Source organism: Parapedobacter sp. SGR-10, assembly GCF_011030405.1.
Taxonomy (GTDB): domain Bacteria; phylum Bacteroidota; class Bacteroidia; order Sphingobacteriales; family Sphingobacteriaceae; genus Sphingobacterium.
Map to the genome: position 1 here is coordinate 93680 of NZ_JAAJTJ010000003.1, position 18805 is coordinate 112484.

Annotated in this window: 14 protein-coding genes; 12 read left to right on the forward strand and 2 right to left on the reverse strand. The window is 43.4% G+C overall.

The genetic code is table 11. From position 1 onward, the window contains the following. Nucleotides 1-4: 4 nt before the first annotated feature. From G5B00_RS04440 to G5B00_RS04495, 12 genes are all read left to right on the forward strand, one after another. Nucleotides 5-1462 (forward strand): sulfatase, encoded by a 1458-nt coding sequence (locus G5B00_RS04440; protein ID WP_163872050.1) that lies wholly within the window; start codon nt 5-7, stop codon nt 1460-1462. Between the two features lie 32 nt (nt 1463-1494). After that, complete coding sequence (locus G5B00_RS04445) at nt 1495-1809, forward strand: hypothetical protein (RefSeq protein WP_163872051.1); 315 nt, start codon at nt 1495-1497, stop codon at nt 1807-1809. A 38-nt stretch (nt 1810-1847) separates the two neighbouring features. Continuing rightward, nucleotides 1848-2186 carry a hypothetical protein gene (locus tag G5B00_RS04450; RefSeq protein WP_163872052.1) on the forward strand — a complete coding sequence of 113 codons (339 nt, stop codon included), beginning with the start codon at nt 1848-1850 and terminating at the stop codon, nt 2184-2186. Nucleotides 2187-2251: 65 nt separating this feature from the next. Beyond that, nucleotides 2252-3751, forward strand: coding sequence for a sialate O-acetylesterase (locus G5B00_RS04455; RefSeq protein WP_163872053.1), 1500 nt, complete (start codon nt 2252-2254; stop codon nt 3749-3751). A 23-nt stretch (nt 3752-3774) separates the two neighbouring features. After that, entirely contained in the window at nt 3775-4941 is a 1167-nt protein-coding gene (locus G5B00_RS04460) for an aldose epimerase family protein (RefSeq protein WP_163872054.1), read from the forward strand. 136 nt (nt 4942-5077) lie between these two features. Continuing rightward, nucleotides 5078-7492: an FAD-dependent oxidoreductase gene (locus G5B00_RS04465; protein ID WP_163872055.1), complete on the forward strand. Its 2415-nt coding sequence runs from the start codon at nt 5078-5080 to the stop codon at nt 7490-7492. Nucleotides 7493-7587: 95 nt separating this feature from the next. Then, complete coding sequence (locus tag G5B00_RS04470) at nt 7588-9177, forward strand: sodium:solute symporter family protein (protein ID WP_240894385.1); 1590 nt, start codon at nt 7588-7590, stop codon at nt 9175-9177. Nucleotides 9178-9268: 91 nt separating this feature from the next. Next, nucleotides 9269-9949, forward strand: a complete 681-nt coding sequence (gene rpe / locus G5B00_RS04475; protein WP_163872057.1) for a ribulose-phosphate 3-epimerase — start codon at nt 9269-9271, stop codon at nt 9947-9949. 146 nt (nt 9950-10095) lie between these two features. After that, nucleotides 10096-10602 carry an antitoxin Xre/MbcA/ParS toxin-binding domain-containing protein gene (locus G5B00_RS04480; RefSeq protein ID WP_163872058.1) on the forward strand — a complete coding sequence of 169 codons (507 nt, stop codon included), beginning with the start codon at nt 10096-10098 and terminating at the stop codon, nt 10600-10602. Nucleotides 10603-10605: 3 nt separating this feature from the next. Next, the gene (locus G5B00_RS04485; protein WP_163872059.1) at nt 10606-11067 is read left to right on the forward strand and encodes an RES family NAD+ phosphorylase; all 462 of its coding nucleotides are present in this window, start codon (nt 10606-10608) and stop codon (nt 11065-11067) included. Between the two features lie 182 nt (nt 11068-11249). Next, entirely contained in the window at nt 11250-14021 is a 2772-nt protein-coding gene (locus G5B00_RS04490) for a bifunctional aconitate hydratase 2/2-methylisocitrate dehydratase (protein WP_163872060.1), read from the forward strand. 172 nt (nt 14022-14193) lie between these two features. Then, nucleotides 14194-16458: an aconitate hydratase gene (locus G5B00_RS04495; protein WP_163872061.1), complete on the forward strand. Its 2265-nt coding sequence runs from the start codon at nt 14194-14196 to the stop codon at nt 16456-16458. 86 nt (nt 16459-16544) lie between these two features. On the opposite strand, the gene G5B00_RS04500 is transcribed toward G5B00_RS04495, so the two are convergent. Next, complete coding sequence (locus G5B00_RS04500) at nt 16545-17111, reverse strand: hypothetical protein (protein WP_163872062.1); 567 nt, start codon at nt 17109-17111, stop codon at nt 16545-16547. Then, nucleotides 17095-18633, reverse strand: coding sequence for a 2,3-bisphosphoglycerate-independent phosphoglycerate mutase (gene gpmI, locus G5B00_RS04505; RefSeq protein ID WP_163872063.1), 1539 nt, complete (start codon nt 18631-18633; stop codon nt 17095-17097). Before gpmI ends, G5B00_RS04500 begins: the two co-directional genes overlap by 17 nt. Between the last annotated feature and the right edge of the window lie 172 nt (nt 18634-18805).

Genomic DNA, 18805 nt, shown 5'->3' on the forward strand with positions numbered 1-18805 from the left:
TAAAATGATGATTTTCAAATATTGGGATAAGATGTTTAATGAAGGCATTTTCCTTATAAGATTTATGTTCATTGTTGTATTAGCCAGCTATAATTCGTTCCACGGAATGTCCTATGCACAAAGCAAGATGGACAGACCTAATATCGTTTTGTATCTGGCGGATGATCTGGGGACGATGGACATAGGGCCATATGGGAATAAACATGTCAAAACCCCTAATCTTGATAAATTAAGCCAAAAATCGATTTTGTTTAATCAGGCATTTTCTACAGCGACGACCTGTGCCCCGTCTAGAAGTGCATTGTTTACAGGACTTTATCCGCAACGTAATGGCTCACATAGTAACCGGGTAGCTGTGCGTGATACAGTGAAATCTATTGTACAATATTTCGTAAACGAAGGGTATCGAGTAGCTATTGCAGGTAAACTGGATGTGGGGCCACGACAAGTTTTTCCTTTCGAATACATACCAGGCACGAATCGAAGAGAGCCTGGCACGGAGGGAAAAAAGGGAATGTTTCCCGACCTGTACTTGGAACCAGTGGATAAATGGTTTGCTGATAGAGATCCTTCTCAGCCATTTCTATTGATTGTGTCTGATCATTCTACGCATATGAGCTGGCCACTGCATCCCGAGTATACAGCCGAGAATGTAAATATTCCCCCCTTTCATGTAGACACAAAAGATACCAGACAGCTTCGGGCAAGATATTATACAGATATTACGAAGTTGGATTACAATGTAGGTGAAACGATGAAGATGTTAGAACGGCATCAATTGGAAGATAATACGATTGTGTTGTTTACAGCTGATCAAGGACCTCAACTACCTTTTGGCAAATGGACGTTGTATGATTATGGTGTACAGGTTCCTTTGATTGTAAGTTGGCCCGGGCATGTTAAGAAAAAAAGTAAAACCGATGCTCTTGTATCGCACGTCGACATTATTCCTACATTGTTGGAGATGGTAGGGGGTAAGGTCCCGGAAGGAATAGATGGGCAGAGTTTTTATTCTGCCGTGAAAGATCCTAATCAATCTCATCGCGAGAGCGTATTTGCTAACCATAACGGAGATAAGTTTTATGATCAGTCTCCCTCTCGTATGTTACGCACGAGTAGTTACAAATATATAGTAAACCTTGAACCCGAAATGCCAGCTTCTGCCGGTAAGAAGCCATATCCCAGCTGGATAAAGAAAGCGGAGATTGATGCCAAAGCAAAAGTTGTGGTAGATAGACTCAATCAAAGGCCTGCCGAAGAATTATACGATTTGAAAGCAGACCGTTATGAGATGAAGAATCTAGCAGGATTACCTAAGTATAAAAAGCTGATAGAAGGTTTCCGCAAACAGATGGAGGTTGTTCGGAATGCACAGGGCGATATAGGAGATAACTGGAAAAAAGATCTTGAAAAACTGCCGGCGGACAACAAACCAAATCCTCTTATACCCTATCAATTCTGATTTTAGGCTAACGATTAATATATAAGATACATATGAAGAAGTCTTTATTCACAGTCCTATTTGTTGTTTGTATAATGCTGTCTTTCGGGCAAAAAGTTCCGAAGGAAGTTCAGACACGTTTGAATTCAATTACCAATGCCGTGCGGGTTACGGATAATGAAAAAAAGCAACTTATTGTGGCGATCCAAAAACTTATCGACAGTGCAAAGGAAATTCGCACAGCAAAGCGGGAGCATATGGCATTGGAGCTAAGAGAAAATTCGCATCGATATCTGTCGGAAGTATTGTATGTGCTGGATGATGAACGCTATGAAAAATGGAGGGATAGTGTAAAACAGAAAAAATAATATAACAATTTACAATTTAACAAATTTAAAAGGAGGTAATGATGAGAAATCTATTTGTAATGTTGGTGTTTGTCTTTTTTGCAATGGGTGCATCCGGACAAGAAGTATCAAAGATGGTTCAGAGCAGGTTAAATCCGATATTGGAAGTGGTAGAGGTGAATGACGATGAAAAGCAAGCATTGATCGCTGCCATTGAAAAGTTTCAAAAAAATGTGCGGCAAATCCGAAAAGCCGGAGGCGATAATATGAAAGCCGAGCTGAAGAAAAATAATACACAATATCTGGATGAAATCAAGGAAGCGCTCGGCAATGAACGTTTTACGAAATGGAGGCAGGAAGTAAAAAAGCAAAATGCGGCGAAGAGAGCGCAACAATAGCTTTCACGTAAAAGGGAAAGGTGAAAATCTCCCTTTTACGTTTTATTAAATTTAAAAACAGTATCATGAAGATTGTTTTTTTGTCGATATCACTATTGCTGGCTACTCTTGCTCACGCCCAATTGAGGCTACCTCGGTATTTTTCAGATCACGCTGTCTTACAACGAGATCAACCCGTTGTATTATGGGGGTGGTCAGTGCCGGGAGATAAGCTGTCGGTGACTATGGCGGATGTTACGCATACGACAACTACGAACAGGGATAGTATCTGGCGAGTAACACTTCGGGCAAAACCTGCCGGAGGACCCTATGATATTGTTATTAAAGGAGCTACCGAAAAGATAACCATAAAAGATATCTATTTTGGAGATGTATTCTTTTGCAGCGGACAAAGCAACATGGTATTTACGATGAATAAAGAGGAACATTCCGTGGAAGAAAAAGAGAACTTTCCATTGATCCGGCAGTTTCACGTCTATCGAAATACCCAGCCTTGGCCGCAGAAGGATGTAGGAAGAGCCGAATGGATGATATCCGATGAAAAAATGAGGAAGCGGTTTTCTGCAGTAGCGTACTATTTCGCCAAAGAAATTTATAAAGAAAAGAAAATACCGGTCGGCATCATTCTTTCAGCTTATGGTGGCTCGCCGATAGAACCCTTTATGAGTAAAGAAGCTTTAAAGGATTTTCCGGAAGCACATAGTAAAGCAGATAAGATTACACCCGAATTCATCCGGAAGACGCAGGAAGAAAATGACCGCCTTTTAGCCGCGAATCCGGGAATAAAAGAACCCAAGGGATTTGTCAATATCAAGAATCGTTATCCGACCATGATATACAACGGTATGATTGCTCCTTTCTTTCTCTATCCGGTGAAAGGGGTATTGTGGTATCAGGGAGAGACAAACACGTTTATTCCGCAATGCTACGATTATGAAGCCAAACTTTATCATCTTGTACGTTCGTGGCGCAGGTCATGGAAAGATGAGCAGCTTCCTTTTTATATTGTGCAACTGCCCAATTATGGGGAACAAGTAGATGTGCCGAGATCATCCGCATGGACGTTTGTGCAGGAAGCGCAATTTAAAGTCAGCCAGCGTATGAGACATGTCCATACTATCGTGACGCAGGATGTCGGCGATCCGTCAGATATTCACCCGACGAATAAGCGGGACGTCGGCAAACGCATCGCCGCACAAGTATTGAAACAGACTTATGGTGATACAAAACGAATAGCGCAAGGTCCTACCGTAGTCAAGGTAGATATCCGATCGGATACCATTGAACTTCATTTTGCCAATATAGGAAGCGGACTAGAAGCAAAAGGGGGTGGTAAGAACCTCTATGGTTTTGCGCTGGCAGGCAAAGATGATAAATTTTATAGGGCTAGTGCAGAACTCCGGGGAGATAGGGTGGTCGTATACAGTGAGCAGGTTGGAGAGCCCCTGTATATCAGATATGCTTTTGAAAGCAATCCTGCTAAAATAAACTTTTATAACAAAGAGGGCTTTCCGGCTGTGCCTTTTCGTACAGATGAACTGAAGGATGCAACGACACGAAAATAATAACGTTTTTTGATGACGAACGTATGAAAACAATAGGGTTTCTGATTTTTATTTTTTTCTGTTTCACAGGAAAAAACTGGGGACAGACGAAGGATCGTCCGATCTTTCCGAAAGAAGGGATGGATTCCTCTTCTTTTGCTACGGTGATAGAAGGTAAAAAGGTGAATCTCTATACTCTTCATAACGGCAATATAACGGTCTATCTTTCTAATCATGGTGCTCGTCTGGTGGGATTATCTGTTCCGGATAAAAATGGCAGTCCCACGGACATCGTATTGGGATTGCCTAAAGGGGCCGACTATAATACATCCGGAGGATCGCTATTTGGCCCTATAGTGGGGCCTTATGCCAATAGGATAGCGAATGCCAGCTTTGATTTGAATGGAGAAACGTATAATCTTACGACGGTGAATGGACGTTACGCGGCGCATGGTGGTCCTCATGGGGTGCATCGTACGGTCTGGGACGTAGATTCACTAAGTGCAACGAAGATTAAGTTCAAATGTGTGTTGCAGGATAAGTATGGGGGCTTCCCGGGCAATAGAGTGATATATGTCTCTTATGCTTTGACCCATCGTAATGAATTAACGATCTCTTATGAAGCGACGACAGATAAGACAACCGTTATGAATCTGAGCAATCACGCTTACTTTAATCTCAATGGGGAGGGGTCAGGATCAATTTTAGGACATCAGCTGCAACTGTTTGCGGAAGCTTTTACCCCGGTCGATAGATCATTGATCCCTACCGGAGAAATACAGCCCGTGAAAGAAAACAAGCCTTTTGATTTTACCACGTTAAAGGCTATCGGTCGGGATATTGCTGCTGAAAATAATACTCAACTGACGTATGGCAGAGGCTATGACCATAATTTTGTGCTGGCGGACCATAAATTTTCCTACCTCCATCATGCTGCCAGATTAATAGGCGATCTTTCAGGTATCGTGATGGATATATATAGTCATGAGCCGGGTATTCAATTTTACAGCGGTAATTTTATGTCCGGTAAAAATACATTGAAAAATGGCGGAAGGGATGAGTTCAGATCAGGGCTTTGTCTGGAACCCCAGCATTTTCCCGATTCACCCAACCAACCGGCATTTCCGTCTACGGTACTGAAGCCGGGGCAACTTTACCGAACGGTATCGGTTTATCGGTTTTCGACGGTGGGTCAACTCAATATGAAATAGTGTAATGAGAAGGTTAACAATGTTTTAGGTAAAAATAGTTTAGAAAATTTGTTTATCAAAAATATTATACTTTAATTTGAATAATAGACCAGACTAGACCAATCTAGTTTGAAGAGAAAAGATATAAAACTAAGTGATGATAAAAAGAGAACACGAAGCGAAAAGAACATTAAAGACAGAGACCTATCACGCAGAACTGGCCATCATCGGTGGTGGACTGTCGGGAGTGTGTACTGCTATTACGGCTGCACGCAAAGGTGTGAAAGTAGTATTGGTGCAGGACAGACCTGTGCTGGGGGGGAACTCTTCCAGTGAGGTACGACTATGGATATTAGGTGCCACTTCGCATATGGGCAACAATAACCGATGGAGTCGGGAGGGAGGTGTAATAGATGAAATATTGGTAGAGAACACCTATAAGAATAAAGAAGGAAACCCGTTGATATTCGATAGTATCTTATTGGATAAAGTGACGGCGGAACCGAATATCAAATTGCTCTTGAATACTGCTGTGTACGAGGTACAGAAAACAGATGAAGATACGATTGGCTCGGTAAAAGGTTTCTGTAGCCAAAATTCAACAGAATATGTGGTGCATGCACCTTTGTTTTGTGATGCGTCGGGAGACGGTATCGTAGGTTTTCTCTCCGGAGCAGCATTCCGAATGGGAGCCGAAAGGCAAGAAGAATTCGGGGAAAAATTTGCGCCTACCGAGGAATACGGCGAATTGCTCGGACATAGCATGTATTTTTATACAAAAGATACCGGCCGGCCGGTCAAATATACCGCACCTTCCTTTGCGATGGATGTCACCAAAGAGGTACCGAAGTTCAAAAAGTTCAATGCCAAAGAACATGGTTGTCAACTGTGGTGGCTGGAGCATGGCGGACGTATGGATACCATACATGATACGGAGCAGATCAAATGGGATCTGTGGAAAGTGATCTATGGTGCTTGGGATTATGTCAAGAATTCAGGCAATTTTCCCGAAGCGGAAAACCTAACGTTGGAGTGGGTGGGCACTATTCCCGGAAAACGGGAAAGTCGCCGTTTTGAAGGAGATTACATGTTGCGTCAGCAAGATATCGTCGAGCAACGCCCACATGAAGATGCGGTAGCCTACGGAGGTTGGTCTATAGACCTGCATCCTGCAGACGGTGTCTTCAGCGAGAAGCCTGGCTGTAACCAATGGCATGCCAAAGGTGTTTATCAGATTCCGTATCGCTGTTTGTACAGTCGGAATATCAAGAATTTATTTATCGGTGGGCGACTTATCAGTGCGACTCACGTTGCTTTCGCCTCCACACGTGTGATGGCGACTGCTGCACATATCGGGCAAGCTATCGGTATGGCGGCATATATTGCGAAAGAAAAAGGAGCAAGTCTAGCGGAACTCGTCGAAACCGATAGTGGACAGATTGGCTCGCAATCCGCAGTACGCGATACGCAGTACGCAATACGCAATACGCAATACGCAATACACAATACGCAATACACAATACCCACTACGTACTACTTAACTCCACGTGAGATATTAACGGATGGATTTATCACAGATTTGCAACAGGAATTGCTGAAAAGCGGACAACATATTCCAGGTTTGGAACTGCGTGATGAGGCCGATTTGGTGCAATATGCCGAAGTCCATGCATCCAGCAGTTTTGAGTTGGATAAGTTTAATGCGGATTTTCCACTTCCGATAGAAACTGCCGTAGCACAGATGTTGCCTTTGAAAGAAGGAAAAGTACCGAATATAACTGTGGAGGTAGATGCCGCAGAAGATGCCGAATTGCAGGTAGAATTGCGCATTAGCGACAAGACGGGCAACTATACCCCCGATGTCACGTTGGAGACCAAGTCCATTGCACTCCAAAAGGGGAAGGCCACGATAGCCATATCCTTTTCGGCGACGATGCCCGAACGTGCATATGCTTTTGTAGTTTTCCATAAAAATCCTGCCGTATCGCTATACCGTACGCACACCCGTGTCACAGGTGTTCTTACCGTTTTCAATTTGGTCAATAAAGCCGTGTCCAATTATGGAAAGCAAACTCCTCCCGAAGATATCGGAATGGAAGCATTTGAGTTTTGGTGTCCGCAACGCCGTCCGGAAGGGCATAACCTAGCCTTACGTCTTGATCCGGCATTGCAGCCTTTTGGTGCTGAGCAGGTCAAAACAGGTGTCTATCGTCCTACAACCCAGCCGAATGCTTGGGTAGCCTCATTGGAAGATCAGGCTCCTCAACTCAAGATCAGTTGGAATGAAAATAAGCAGATTCAAAAAATAGATTTATTTTTTGATACAGATTATGACCATCCAATGGAGAGTGTACTCATGGGGCACCCCGAAGATGCCATGCCTTTCTGTGTCCGAAATTATACAATATCGGATGATAAAGGGAATATTGTATTTGAACGAAAAGGTAATTATCAAAGTTTGAATCAAATCGTATTGGAGCAGCCCATTTTAACCAGTGCATTGACTATTAAGGTTGAGCGCCCATCGGTCCATGTGCCAGCCTCTTTATTTTCTGTTCGTTGTTATAGCTAAGCAAAAAAATGGGTGTTTTAGATTATATTATAATGCTTGCTTTTACGGGAATCGTAATCGCAGCTGGCCTGTCCTTTGGGAAAACAGGTAATTCGATGAAGTCGTACTTTGCGGCCGGAGGTGCGGTGCCTTGGCGGATCAGTGGTCTGTCCCTGTTTATGAGTTTCTTTTCGGCAGGTACATTCGTTGTTTGGGGATCTATTGCGTATCAACACGGTTTTGTAGCTATTGCTATTCAGATGACCATGTGTGTGGGAGGGCTTTTGGTTGGGATGTTTATAGCACCGGCCTGGCAAAAGTCCCATTCGTTGACGGCGGCGGAATTTGTGTCCAAACGCTTGGGGATTTCGGTACAGAAATTTTACAGCTACCTTATTTTGTTGATATCATTGATGTACACAGGAGCTTTTCTTTACCCTGTAGCCAAGATCATCAACGTATCGACCGGTTTTTCCATTGAGGCTTGTATCTTGGTCTTAGGGGTACTTATTATCCTTTATACTGTAGTTGGTGGATTGTGGGGGGTGATGATCACCGATGTCATTCAGTTTATTGTACTTACGGCTGCGGTTATTATTGTTGTACCTTTGGCCTTCGACCGGATAGGTGGTGTAGGTGAGTTGTTTGCCAAAGCACCACCCGATTTTTTTAATGTCGTAAATGAAGAATATTCCTGGCTCTTCCTATTGGCGTTTGCTATCTACAACGGTATATTTATCGGTGGAAACTGGGCCTATGTGCAGCGTTACACCACAGTGGACAGCCCTAGATCAGCGAGCAAGGTAGGGTATCTATTTGCTGGCCTCTATCTGGTCAGTCCTTTTATCTGGATGTTGCCGCCGATGATCTATCGGTTGGTCAATCCTGAGCTTTCCGGCTTGGAAAATGAGGGAGCCTATCTGATGATGTGTAAGGAGGTGCTTCCCAAAGGATTGATAGGCCTCATGCTTGGGGGGATGGTATTTGCGACGGCAAGTTCAGTCAATACGACTTTAAATCTTGCGGCAGCTGTATTTACCAATGATTTGTACAAATCTGTACGACCCAATACCAAGCCGAAGCAATTGATGCTGATCGCCAAGACGTCGGTCGTGGTCTTTGGTCTAATAACGATCCTGGTCGCGTTGTGGGTGCCATCGGCAGGAGGGATAGTCGAGATTGTACTGAGTGTGGGTGCTGTGACTGGATGTTCGCTGTATGGACCGCCGATATGGGCTTTATTTTCAAAGTTTCATACGGGGAGATCTATACTTTGGTGTACGATTTTGGGATTAGGTATCAATGTGTATTTTAAATTTTTCCATCCTTTGTTGACTGGAATTTCACTGAGCCGGGCAGAGGAAATGTTGGCAGGTGCCATTATTCCTTTTGTACTATTGGCAGGTTATGAAATCTGGGCCAGAAGCAAAGGAAAGGTTGCGCAGGATTACGTGAGCTATAAAGAAGGGCAACAGCGTATAGCGGCCCAAACGGAAGAAGATAATGCAGAGGAAGAGAGTAGTGAGGTACAAAATCGCTATGGCTTGAAGGTATTGGCTCGTACGATGGCCATTACCTCGCTTATCTTTATTGTCTTGGCTTTACTGGCCCAAAAGGGATTATGGATTACATTGGTCATAGGATTGCTGATCGGATTGGCAGCTTTTTTGATTTATAGATCTTTGGGCAAAGAAACTACAAAGTAGGAGGTAGACTTCTGAAGTTTCAAAAACTTCAGAAGTCTACCAAGTAATATTTATCTTTGCATATTGATAATATGTAAAAATAAATATAGCGATGTCGCATTCAAAACATTTAATAGCTCCGTCTATACTTGCAGCCGATTTTGCCGATTTGGGCAAGGACATCCGTATGGTCAATGAAAGTCAGGCAGATTGGTTTCATATTGACATTATGGATGGTGTGTTCGTGCCTAACATTTCCTTTGGTTTTCCTGTGATGCAGGCGATCGCCAAGCATGCGCAAAAACCGTTGGACGTACATTTGATGATCGTCGATCCGGATCGATATCTGCAGACTTGTAAGGACAATGGCGCAGCAATCATCACCGTGCATTACGAAGCCTGTACACACCTGCATCGTACATTGGCTGCGATCAAAGAACTCGGTTGTAAAGCAGGGGTGGCCTTAAATCCACATACTCCTGTACACTTGCTCAAAGATATTATCCAAGATATCGATCTGGTATGCCTTATGTCCGTGAATCCCGGTTTTGGAGGGCAGAAATTCATACGACAAACATATCGTAAGATCGAAGAATTGAGGGGCTTGGCTGCAGGAATCAATGATAGCCTATTGATCGAAATAGATGGAGGGGTGTCGTTGGATAATGCCGGACAGCTGTTAAAAGCAGGTGCTGATGTGTTAGTCGCCGGTTCTTTTGTTTTCAATTCATATACCCCTTTAGAAACCGTGAAAGCCTTGAAGGAAGTCGATCCTTTCTTGCAGAAAGCTTGATTTTTTTTGTAAGCATAAAAACATGAAGATTACGAATTGGTCCGGTCTGAAAAACCGGACTTTTTTATTGTCTGTGAAAGAAAGTTTTAAAAAAAAATGATTTTCAAGGAAAAAAGTCGTAAATTAGAGGACAAATGTCTGAGGTTATGGTAAGGTCAAAATTTAAACTGGAAGAGAAACTGAATGAAGAGATTTCCTCATTCATTCACGAGGCTCGGGAGCCGGAGGTTCTTTATGAGTCCCCCAAAAAGAAAGTAACATACGAAGATTTTCTTTCCGACAAAATGTTGATCATCAGAGCTATACGTATGGGTATTCCTTATTCACTATTTAATCTGATTCAAGATTACACCCCTTTTACCGAAAATGATTGGGCAAATATTCTTGATATTTCCACCAAATCCCTACAGCGCTATAAACAGGCGCCAAAGCATTATTTTAGGCCGTTACAGTCAGAGAAAATAATCGAGATGGCGGAGGTGACCCGAGAAGGGCTCGATGTATTTGGTGATATGGACAAGTTCAAGCTGTGGCTGAATACCCCGAATTATGCTTTAGGAAACCTCCTGCCGATAGAGCTTTTAAGAGATTCTTATGGCAAGGAGCTGGTTATCGGTGAGTTGACAAGAATTAATCACGGTATTCTTGTTTAGTTCATGGAGGTATTTAGGCTAGCAAGAGAGAGGTTTGCGAATTCGCTTTCGGGTAAGGGTGCGGCGTTAAAGGGGGCGAGGTGGAATTCAATAGGGGTTGAACTGATCTACACAGCAGCTAACCGATCTCTTGCCATGGCAGAAGTAGCTGTTCATTTTACGCTGGCGACACTTCCCGAAGATTATATGATGATTACCATTGAGATTCCTAATGGGGTTTCTCTAAAAGAAGTAGAAGTTAAAGATTTGCCCCCCAATTGGAATATATTCCCGCATCCTATAGCCACCCAACGTTTTGGTGATATATTTGTCACTGAGAATAAATTCTGTGTTTTGAAGATCCCTTCAGTTGTGACACAAGGGGATTATAATCTTCTTCTCAATCCCAATCATCCGGACTTTGCCAAGATTAGCATTAAGCGCATAGAAAAGTTCCCGTTTGACAATAGATTGTTTAAGTTTTAGTTTAGAACAATTCCAAATTATGTAATCGATTGTTTCTATTCTATATAAAGGTTGTTTTTTCTTACTTTTGTGCCGAAAAAAATATTGCTTTTCTACAGACATCAACACAAGAGAAAATACTAACAAATAGAGCTGTCGACATTTGTATTGGAAAACGGCTCTCGCTTTGATAAGACATCATTATGAGTATATACAACGATTACATTCAGGAAATCGAAGAAAGAGAAGGACAAGGTCTTCATCCTAAACCTATTGATGGAGCAGAATTGTTAAGTGAAATCATTGAACAGATTAAAGATTCGAATCATCCACATCGAGAAGATTCGATTCGATTTTTTGTGTACAACACCTTGCCGGGAACGACTCCTGCTGCAGGCGCGAAGGCTAAATTTTTGAAGGAAATTATTCTTGGTCAGTTTGTTGTACCAGAAATTACACCTGTTTTTGCATTTGAGCTGTTGTCACACATGAAGGGCGGGCCTTCCATCGAAGTGCTGCTTGATCTGGCATTAGGCGAAGACGCAGTTATCGCCGAAGAAGCAGCAAGGGTATTGAAAACACAAGTTTTTCTTTATGATGCCGATACCGATCGTTTGAAAGTTGCTTACGAAAGTGGGAATGCTGTTGCCAAGGAAATTTTGGTAAGCTACGCAAAAGCAGAATTTTTCACAGAATTGCCCGAAGTGCCGGAAGAAATCAACGTAGTGACTTATATCGCGGCTGAGGGAGACATCTCTACGGATTTGCTTTCTCCGGGAAATCAGGCACACTCGCGTTCTGACCGTGAATTGCATGGTAAATGTATGATGTCGCTTCATGCGCAAGTAGAAATCAAAGCTTTACAGGCCAAATATCCAGATGCAAGCGTGATGTTGATTGCCGAAAAAGGAACGATGGGTGTAGGTTCGTCGCGGATGTCCGGTGTCAATAATGTGGCACTTTGGACAGGTAAACAAGCGAGCCCTTATGTGCCGTTTGTGAATATCGCCCCGATTGTAGCCGGAACAAATGGTATTTCGCCTATTTTCCAGACAACAGTGGATGTGACCGGAGGTATCGGTATAGACCTGAAAAACTGGGTTAAAAAACTCGATGCAGATGGCAAACCCGTCTTGAACGAAAAAGGTGAGCCTATCTTGGAAGAAGCTTATTCGGTAGCTACAGGAACGATATTGACTATTAATACGAAAACCAAAAAATTATACAATGGCGATCAAGAGCTGATAGATCTTTCCAAGTCTTTGACTCCACAGAAAATGGAATTTATCAGAGCCGGAGGTTCGTATGCAATCGTGTTTGGTAAAAAAATCCAGACATTTGCAGCAAAAACTTTGGGCATAGAAGCTCCGACTGTTTTTGCTCCTTCAAAGGAAATCAGCATCGAGGGACAAGGGTTGACAGCCGTTGAAAAAATATTCAACAAAAATGCCGTTGGTGTACCAATGGGCAAGATCTTGCATGCTGGTTCAGATGTTCGTGTACAAGTCAACATCGTTGGTTCGCAAGATACAACAGGTCTGATGACTGCTCAGGAATTGGAATCCATGGCGGCGACTGTCATTTCACCCATCGTTGACGGAGCATACCAATCAGGTTGTCACACGGCTTCGGTTTGGGACAAAAAAGCACAGGCTAACATCCCTAAGCTGATGAAGTTTATGAACGATTTCGGTTTGATTACGGCTCGTGACCCGAAAGACGAATATCATGCAATGACCGACGTTATCCACAAGGTATTGAATGATATTACTGTGGACGAATGGGCCATCATCATCGGTGGTGACTCACATACACGGATGTCCAAAGGGGTAGCTTTCGGAGCGGATTCAGGTACGGTTGCACTTGCTTTGGCAACAGGCGAGGCATCTATGCCGATCCCGGAATCCGTGAAAGTAACTTTCAAAGGAAAAATGAAAGACTATATGGATTTTCGTGATGTGGTTCACGCGACTCAAGCTCAAATGCTTCAACAATTTGGTGGTGAAAACGTATTTCAAGGCAGGGTCATTGAAGTTCACATCGGAACGCTTCCAGCTGATCAAGCTTTTACGTTTACCGACTGGACCGCAGAAATGAAAGCGAAAGCTTCTATCTGTATTTCGGAGGATGATACCTTGATCGAATCATTGGAAATCGCAAAAAGCAGAATCCAGATCATGATCGACAAAGGAATGGACAACAAAAATGCGGTACTCCAAGGTCTGATTAATAAGGCGAACAAACGTATTGAAGAAATTAAATCGGGTGAGATACCGGCATTGAAACCAGATGCCAATGCAAAATACTATGCGGAAGTAGTCATTGATCTGGATATTATCGACGAGCCGATGATTGCGGATCCGGATGTCAACAATGAAGATGTTTCTAAACGCTATACGCACGATACGATTCGTGATTTGACCTACTATGGTGGTGATAAAAAAGTGGATCTTGGATTCGTTGGTTCTTGCATGGTGCACAAAGGCGATTTGAAAATCGTTTCCAAAATGCTCCGTAATTTAGAGGCATTGAAAGGTGAAGTGAAATTTAATGCGCCACTTGTGGTGGCTGCGCCGACTTACAATATCATCGACGAACTAAAGGAAGAAGGTGACTGGGAATTGTTGGAAAAATATTCCGGATTTGAGTTTAACGATGCTGTTCCGAAAGCTGTGGCTCGTACCGAATACGAAAATATGATGTATCTGGAACGTCCGGGCTGTAACCTGTGTATGGGTAATCAGGAAAAAGCGGAGAAAGGGGATACGGTCATGGCTACTTCAACCCGTCTTTTCCAAGGCCGTGTAGTAGAAGATTCCGAACGCAAAAAAGGTGAATCTTTGTTAGCTTCTACTCCGGTTGTCGTCTTGTCCGCAATTTTGGGAAGAATCCCAACCATCGAAGAATATAAAGCGGCAGTAGCCGATATTGACCTGACTAAATTTACACCGTCAAACAAGCAATTGGTTCATTAGTTGTAAATAGTTTCGGTCTTCATTATGCCTGCACCCGAAATTCATACGAATTTCGGGTGTTTTTTTGTTGCTTAACATACTAAGTACTCTTGTAAAGCAATTTGATATTTACCACATTTTTTCGTAACTTTCGCTAAGTTGATTTATTTATAAATGAATTATTTAGAGAGATATGGCATTTGATTTAGACATGATTAAGAAAGTTTATTCGCAATACGAGGAGCGTATAACTGCTGCTCGTCGGGTTGTGCATAAACCACTGACACTTTCAGAGAAAATTTTATATGCTCACCTTTGGGACGGAAACGCGACTGAGGCCTACGAGCGTGGTAAATCTTACGTGGATTTTGCACCAGACCGTGTAGCTATGCAGGACGCAACGGCACAAATGGCTTTATTGCAATTCATGCAAGCCGGACGTCCCAAGGTTGCTGTACCTTCCACGGTACACTGTGACCACTTGATCCAGGCCCGTGATGGTGCCGAACAGGATTTGTCCCGTGCGAAGCAGGAAAGTTCAGAAGTGTTCAATTTTTTGAGCTCGGTTTCAAATAAGTACGGTATAGGTTTCTGGAGACCAGGTGCGGGTATTATCCACCAGGTTGTATTGGAAAATTATGCTTTCCCCGGAGGGATGATGATCGGTACGGACTCACATACGGTCAATGCGGGAGGCTTGGGTATGGTGGCTATCGGTGTCGGTGGTGCAGATGCCTGTGATGTGATGGCAGGTCTTCCTTGGGAACTTAAATTCCCCAAACTGATCGGTATTAAATTGACCGGTAGATTGTCGGGATGGGCCGCACCAAAAGATGTAATTCTTAAAGTAGCGGGTATTCTTACCGTAAAAGGTGGTACGGGCGCTATTGTCGAATATTTTGGTGAAGGTGCTGAATCTTTGTCTTGTACCGGTAAAGGTACGATCTGTAACATGGGAGCAGAAATCGGAGCGACAACTTCTACATTTGGCTACGATGAATCGATGGAACGTTATCTACGCGCTACCGGACGTGCAGCAGTGGCTGATGCCGCGAATGCGATCAAATCACACTTGACAGCAGATCCAGAAGTATATGCTGATCCGGAAAGATATTTTGATCAAGTCATTGAGATCAACCTGTCCGAATTGGAGCCGTCATTGAACGGGCCTTTCACCCCGGATCTGTACACACCTATTTCACGTATGCGTGAAGAAGCGGTGAAAAACGGTTGGCCTACACGAGTAGAGTGGGGATTGATCGGGTCGTGTACAAACTCTTCTTATGAAGATTTGTCCCGTGCGGCTTCTATCGCTCGTCAAGCTGTAGAGAAGGGATTGGAGACCAAAGCAGAATTTGGTATCAACCCAGGTTCGGAGCAAGTACGCTATACCGCTGATCGTGACGGTTTGCTGAAAACTTTCGAGGATCTCAACGCGACGATCTTTACCAATGCATGTGGTCCATGTATCGGTATGTGGGATCGTGCCGGAGCGGACAAACAAGAGAAAAATACCATTGTACACTCGTTCAACCGTAACTTTGCGAAACGTGCTGATGGTAACCCTAATACGTATGCATTTGTTACTTCTCCAGAAATGGTAGCCGCTATTGCGATCTCCGGAGATTTGGGCTTCAACCCCGTTACAGATACGTTGACCAACAAGAATGGTGAACAGGTAAAATTGGATCCACCTACCGGTGACGAATTACCGGCAAAAGGATTTGATGTAGAGGATCCGGGATACCAAGCTCCGGCCGCAGACGGTTCTTCGGTAACGGTAGATGTATCACCTACTTCGGATCGTCTCCAATTGTTGGCACCTTTTGCTGCTTGGGAAGGTACGGACTTGACAGGTTTGAAACTATTGATCAAAGCCAAAGGTAAATGTACCACAGACCACATTTCGATGGCAGGACCTTGGTTAAAATACCGTGGACACTTGGACAATATTTCCAATAACCTATTGATCGGTGCGGTCAATTTTTTCAACGACAAAACGGATTCGGTCAAAAATCAATTGACTGGAGAATACGGACCGGTACCGGCTACGCAACGTGCTTACAAAGCAGCGGGTATTGGCTCTATCGTTGTCGGTGATGAAAACTATGGTGAAGGTTCTTCCCGCGAACATGCGGCAATGGAGCCCCGTCACTTGGGCGTACGTGCTGTATTGGTCAAATCCTTTGCCCGTATCCACGAAACGAATTTGAAAAAACAAGGTATGTTGGCGTTGACGTTTGAAGATAAGGATGATTATGATAAGATTCAAGAAGACGACACCATCGATATTATCGGTTTGACTGAGTTTGCTCCTGGAAAACCGTTGACATTGGTGTTACACCATGCCGATGGTTCGCAAGAGCAAATCTTGGTAAACCATACATACAATGCACAACAGATCGAGTGGTTCAAGGCCGGTGGCGCATTGAATATCATTCGTCGCAATCAAGCCTAGTAAGGTAAAGATTATTGCTATAGAACAAGGCTGTCTATGATTTTTAGGCAGTCTTGTTTGCAAAAAGCCCTATGGGTTTGATTTTATTAAAACTTCCCTTCGATGGTGTAATGATTGGATCCCAACAACCACACATCCTGCTGTTTCTCGATTTTGTACCCTTTGTCCTTTTGGTAGGATAGGCTTTCTGTCGTTTGATAAAGCAGATTGTTGATTTTTTTGAAGATAAGGATCCCGGAAGGATTGTTGTGTTCATCGTAACGGATATGAACAGCCGATATATCGGCTGTGGGATCGTCTAACGTGAGTTTGACGAGATGATCTGAAGAATCCTTGTTGATATGGCCTATGTAAGCGGTTTTGTTGAGATCGATGGAAGAAAACGCAGATAATTCTTTCTCCCAATCTTGGATAAGTATCTTTTTTGTTTCCGCAGAAGAATCCTTCGCTACCGTTTTGCTGATTTCTTTTTTAGTTTCGGAGAGATGTTGGATCTCCTGCTGGAAAAATGCAGGTATGTCAAATTGCTTTTCTTCGGTATGTGCCTGTTTGATAGGGTTTGTTGCCGTACAGGCAAAAAAAGATGCAGTAGAAACAAATATTCCTACTGCTATCCTCTGTAGTCTAGATATTTTTTTAATCCACCAATACATTTCCGGTCATTTCGGCAGGAATATTCAAGCCTAGTAGGCTCAATACGGTAGGAGCCACATCGCCCAATTTTCCATCCTTTATGTGTTTGAATTTTTTGTCGATCAAAATACAAGGAACCAAGTTGGTGGTGTGGGCCGTATTGATACTGCCATCCTCATTGATCATGTATTCCGAATTGCCGTGATCGGCCAATATGATAAAGGAATACCCATTTGCCAAACCTGTTTCCACAACTTTTTGTGTGCACCGATCCACGGTTTCTACGGCCTTTACAACGGCTTCAAATACGCCGGTATGTCCGACCATATCAGGGTTGGCAAAATTGAGGCAGATAAAGTCCGGTTTGTTTGTCTCCATATCGCTACAGATGGCTTCAGTTATACCTTGTGCGCTCATTTCGGGTTGCAGATCGTAGGTAGCCACTTTGGGCGAAGGGATCAGTATACGACCTTCCTTTTCAAATTCAGTCTCCCGACCTCCGGAAAAGAAAAATGTGACATGTGGATATTTTTCGGTTTCGGCTATACGTGTCTGGCTTTTTCCTTGAGCTGCCAGGACTTCACCCAATGTATTGGAAAGATTGTCTTTTTGGAAAACAACTTTCACATTCTTGAATGTGTCATCGTATGAGGTCATGGTGACATAGTAGAGGTCGAGTGCTTTCATGTCGTACTCGGGGAAATCCTGTTGGGTCAATGCAATGGTAATTTCCCGACCTCTGTCGGTACGGAAATTGAAACAGAACACGACGTCTCCTTCTTCTATGGTAGCCAAAGGCTGTCCATCGGTATCGACCATTACGATCGGTTTTAGAAATTCGTCAGTGATACCGCTGTCGTAAGACTGCTGAATGGATTCGACCAGATCGACAGAAGGTGTTCCTACACCTTTGGTCAGCAGATCATAGGCTACCTTGACTCTTTCCCAACGATTGTCCCGGTCCATCGCATAATATCTTCCTACGGCAGATGCTATTGTGCCCACCGAGTGGGTTAAATGATTGGCCAAAGACTGGACATATTGTTTGCCGCCATTCGGGTCGGTGTCGCGGCCATCCAAAAAAGCGTGGACAAACACTTGCCCACTTCCCAATCCGGCAACTTTTGCGGCGTCGCATAATGCTTTGAGGTGATCGATATGGGCATGCACTCCACCGTCGGATAGCAGACCTATAAAATGTATCTTTTTATTGTGGTCCAATGCATACTTGAATGCATCCTGAATGACTTGGTGTGTTTCGAACAGCCCTTCACGTGCGGCTTTATGAATACGCCCTAATTCTTGGTACACCACTCTGCCGGCTCCTAGGTTCATGTGCCCTACTTCCGAATTGCCCATTTGCCCTTCGGGTAGGCCTACGGCTTCGCCCGAAGCTTCCAGTTTCGAATTTGGATATGTGGCGAGTAAATGATCCAAGAAAGGCGTTTTGGCGGCCATTACCGCATTTGATTCGTCATTTTTACCATACCCTAGTCCATCCAGGATCAGTAGGGCGACTTTATTTTGATTGAGATTATCCACACACAAAATTACGTGTTTTTCTACTTATATGCAAGGTAGGGTACGGGGTGTATATTTTTGTTGTAGATTGTAGAGATTTACGATTTTGGATTTGTGATTTTAGATTTACGATTGGGGATCGGAGTGATGTTTTTTTCATATTCTACTTTTAGAATAATATAATTTTCTTCAT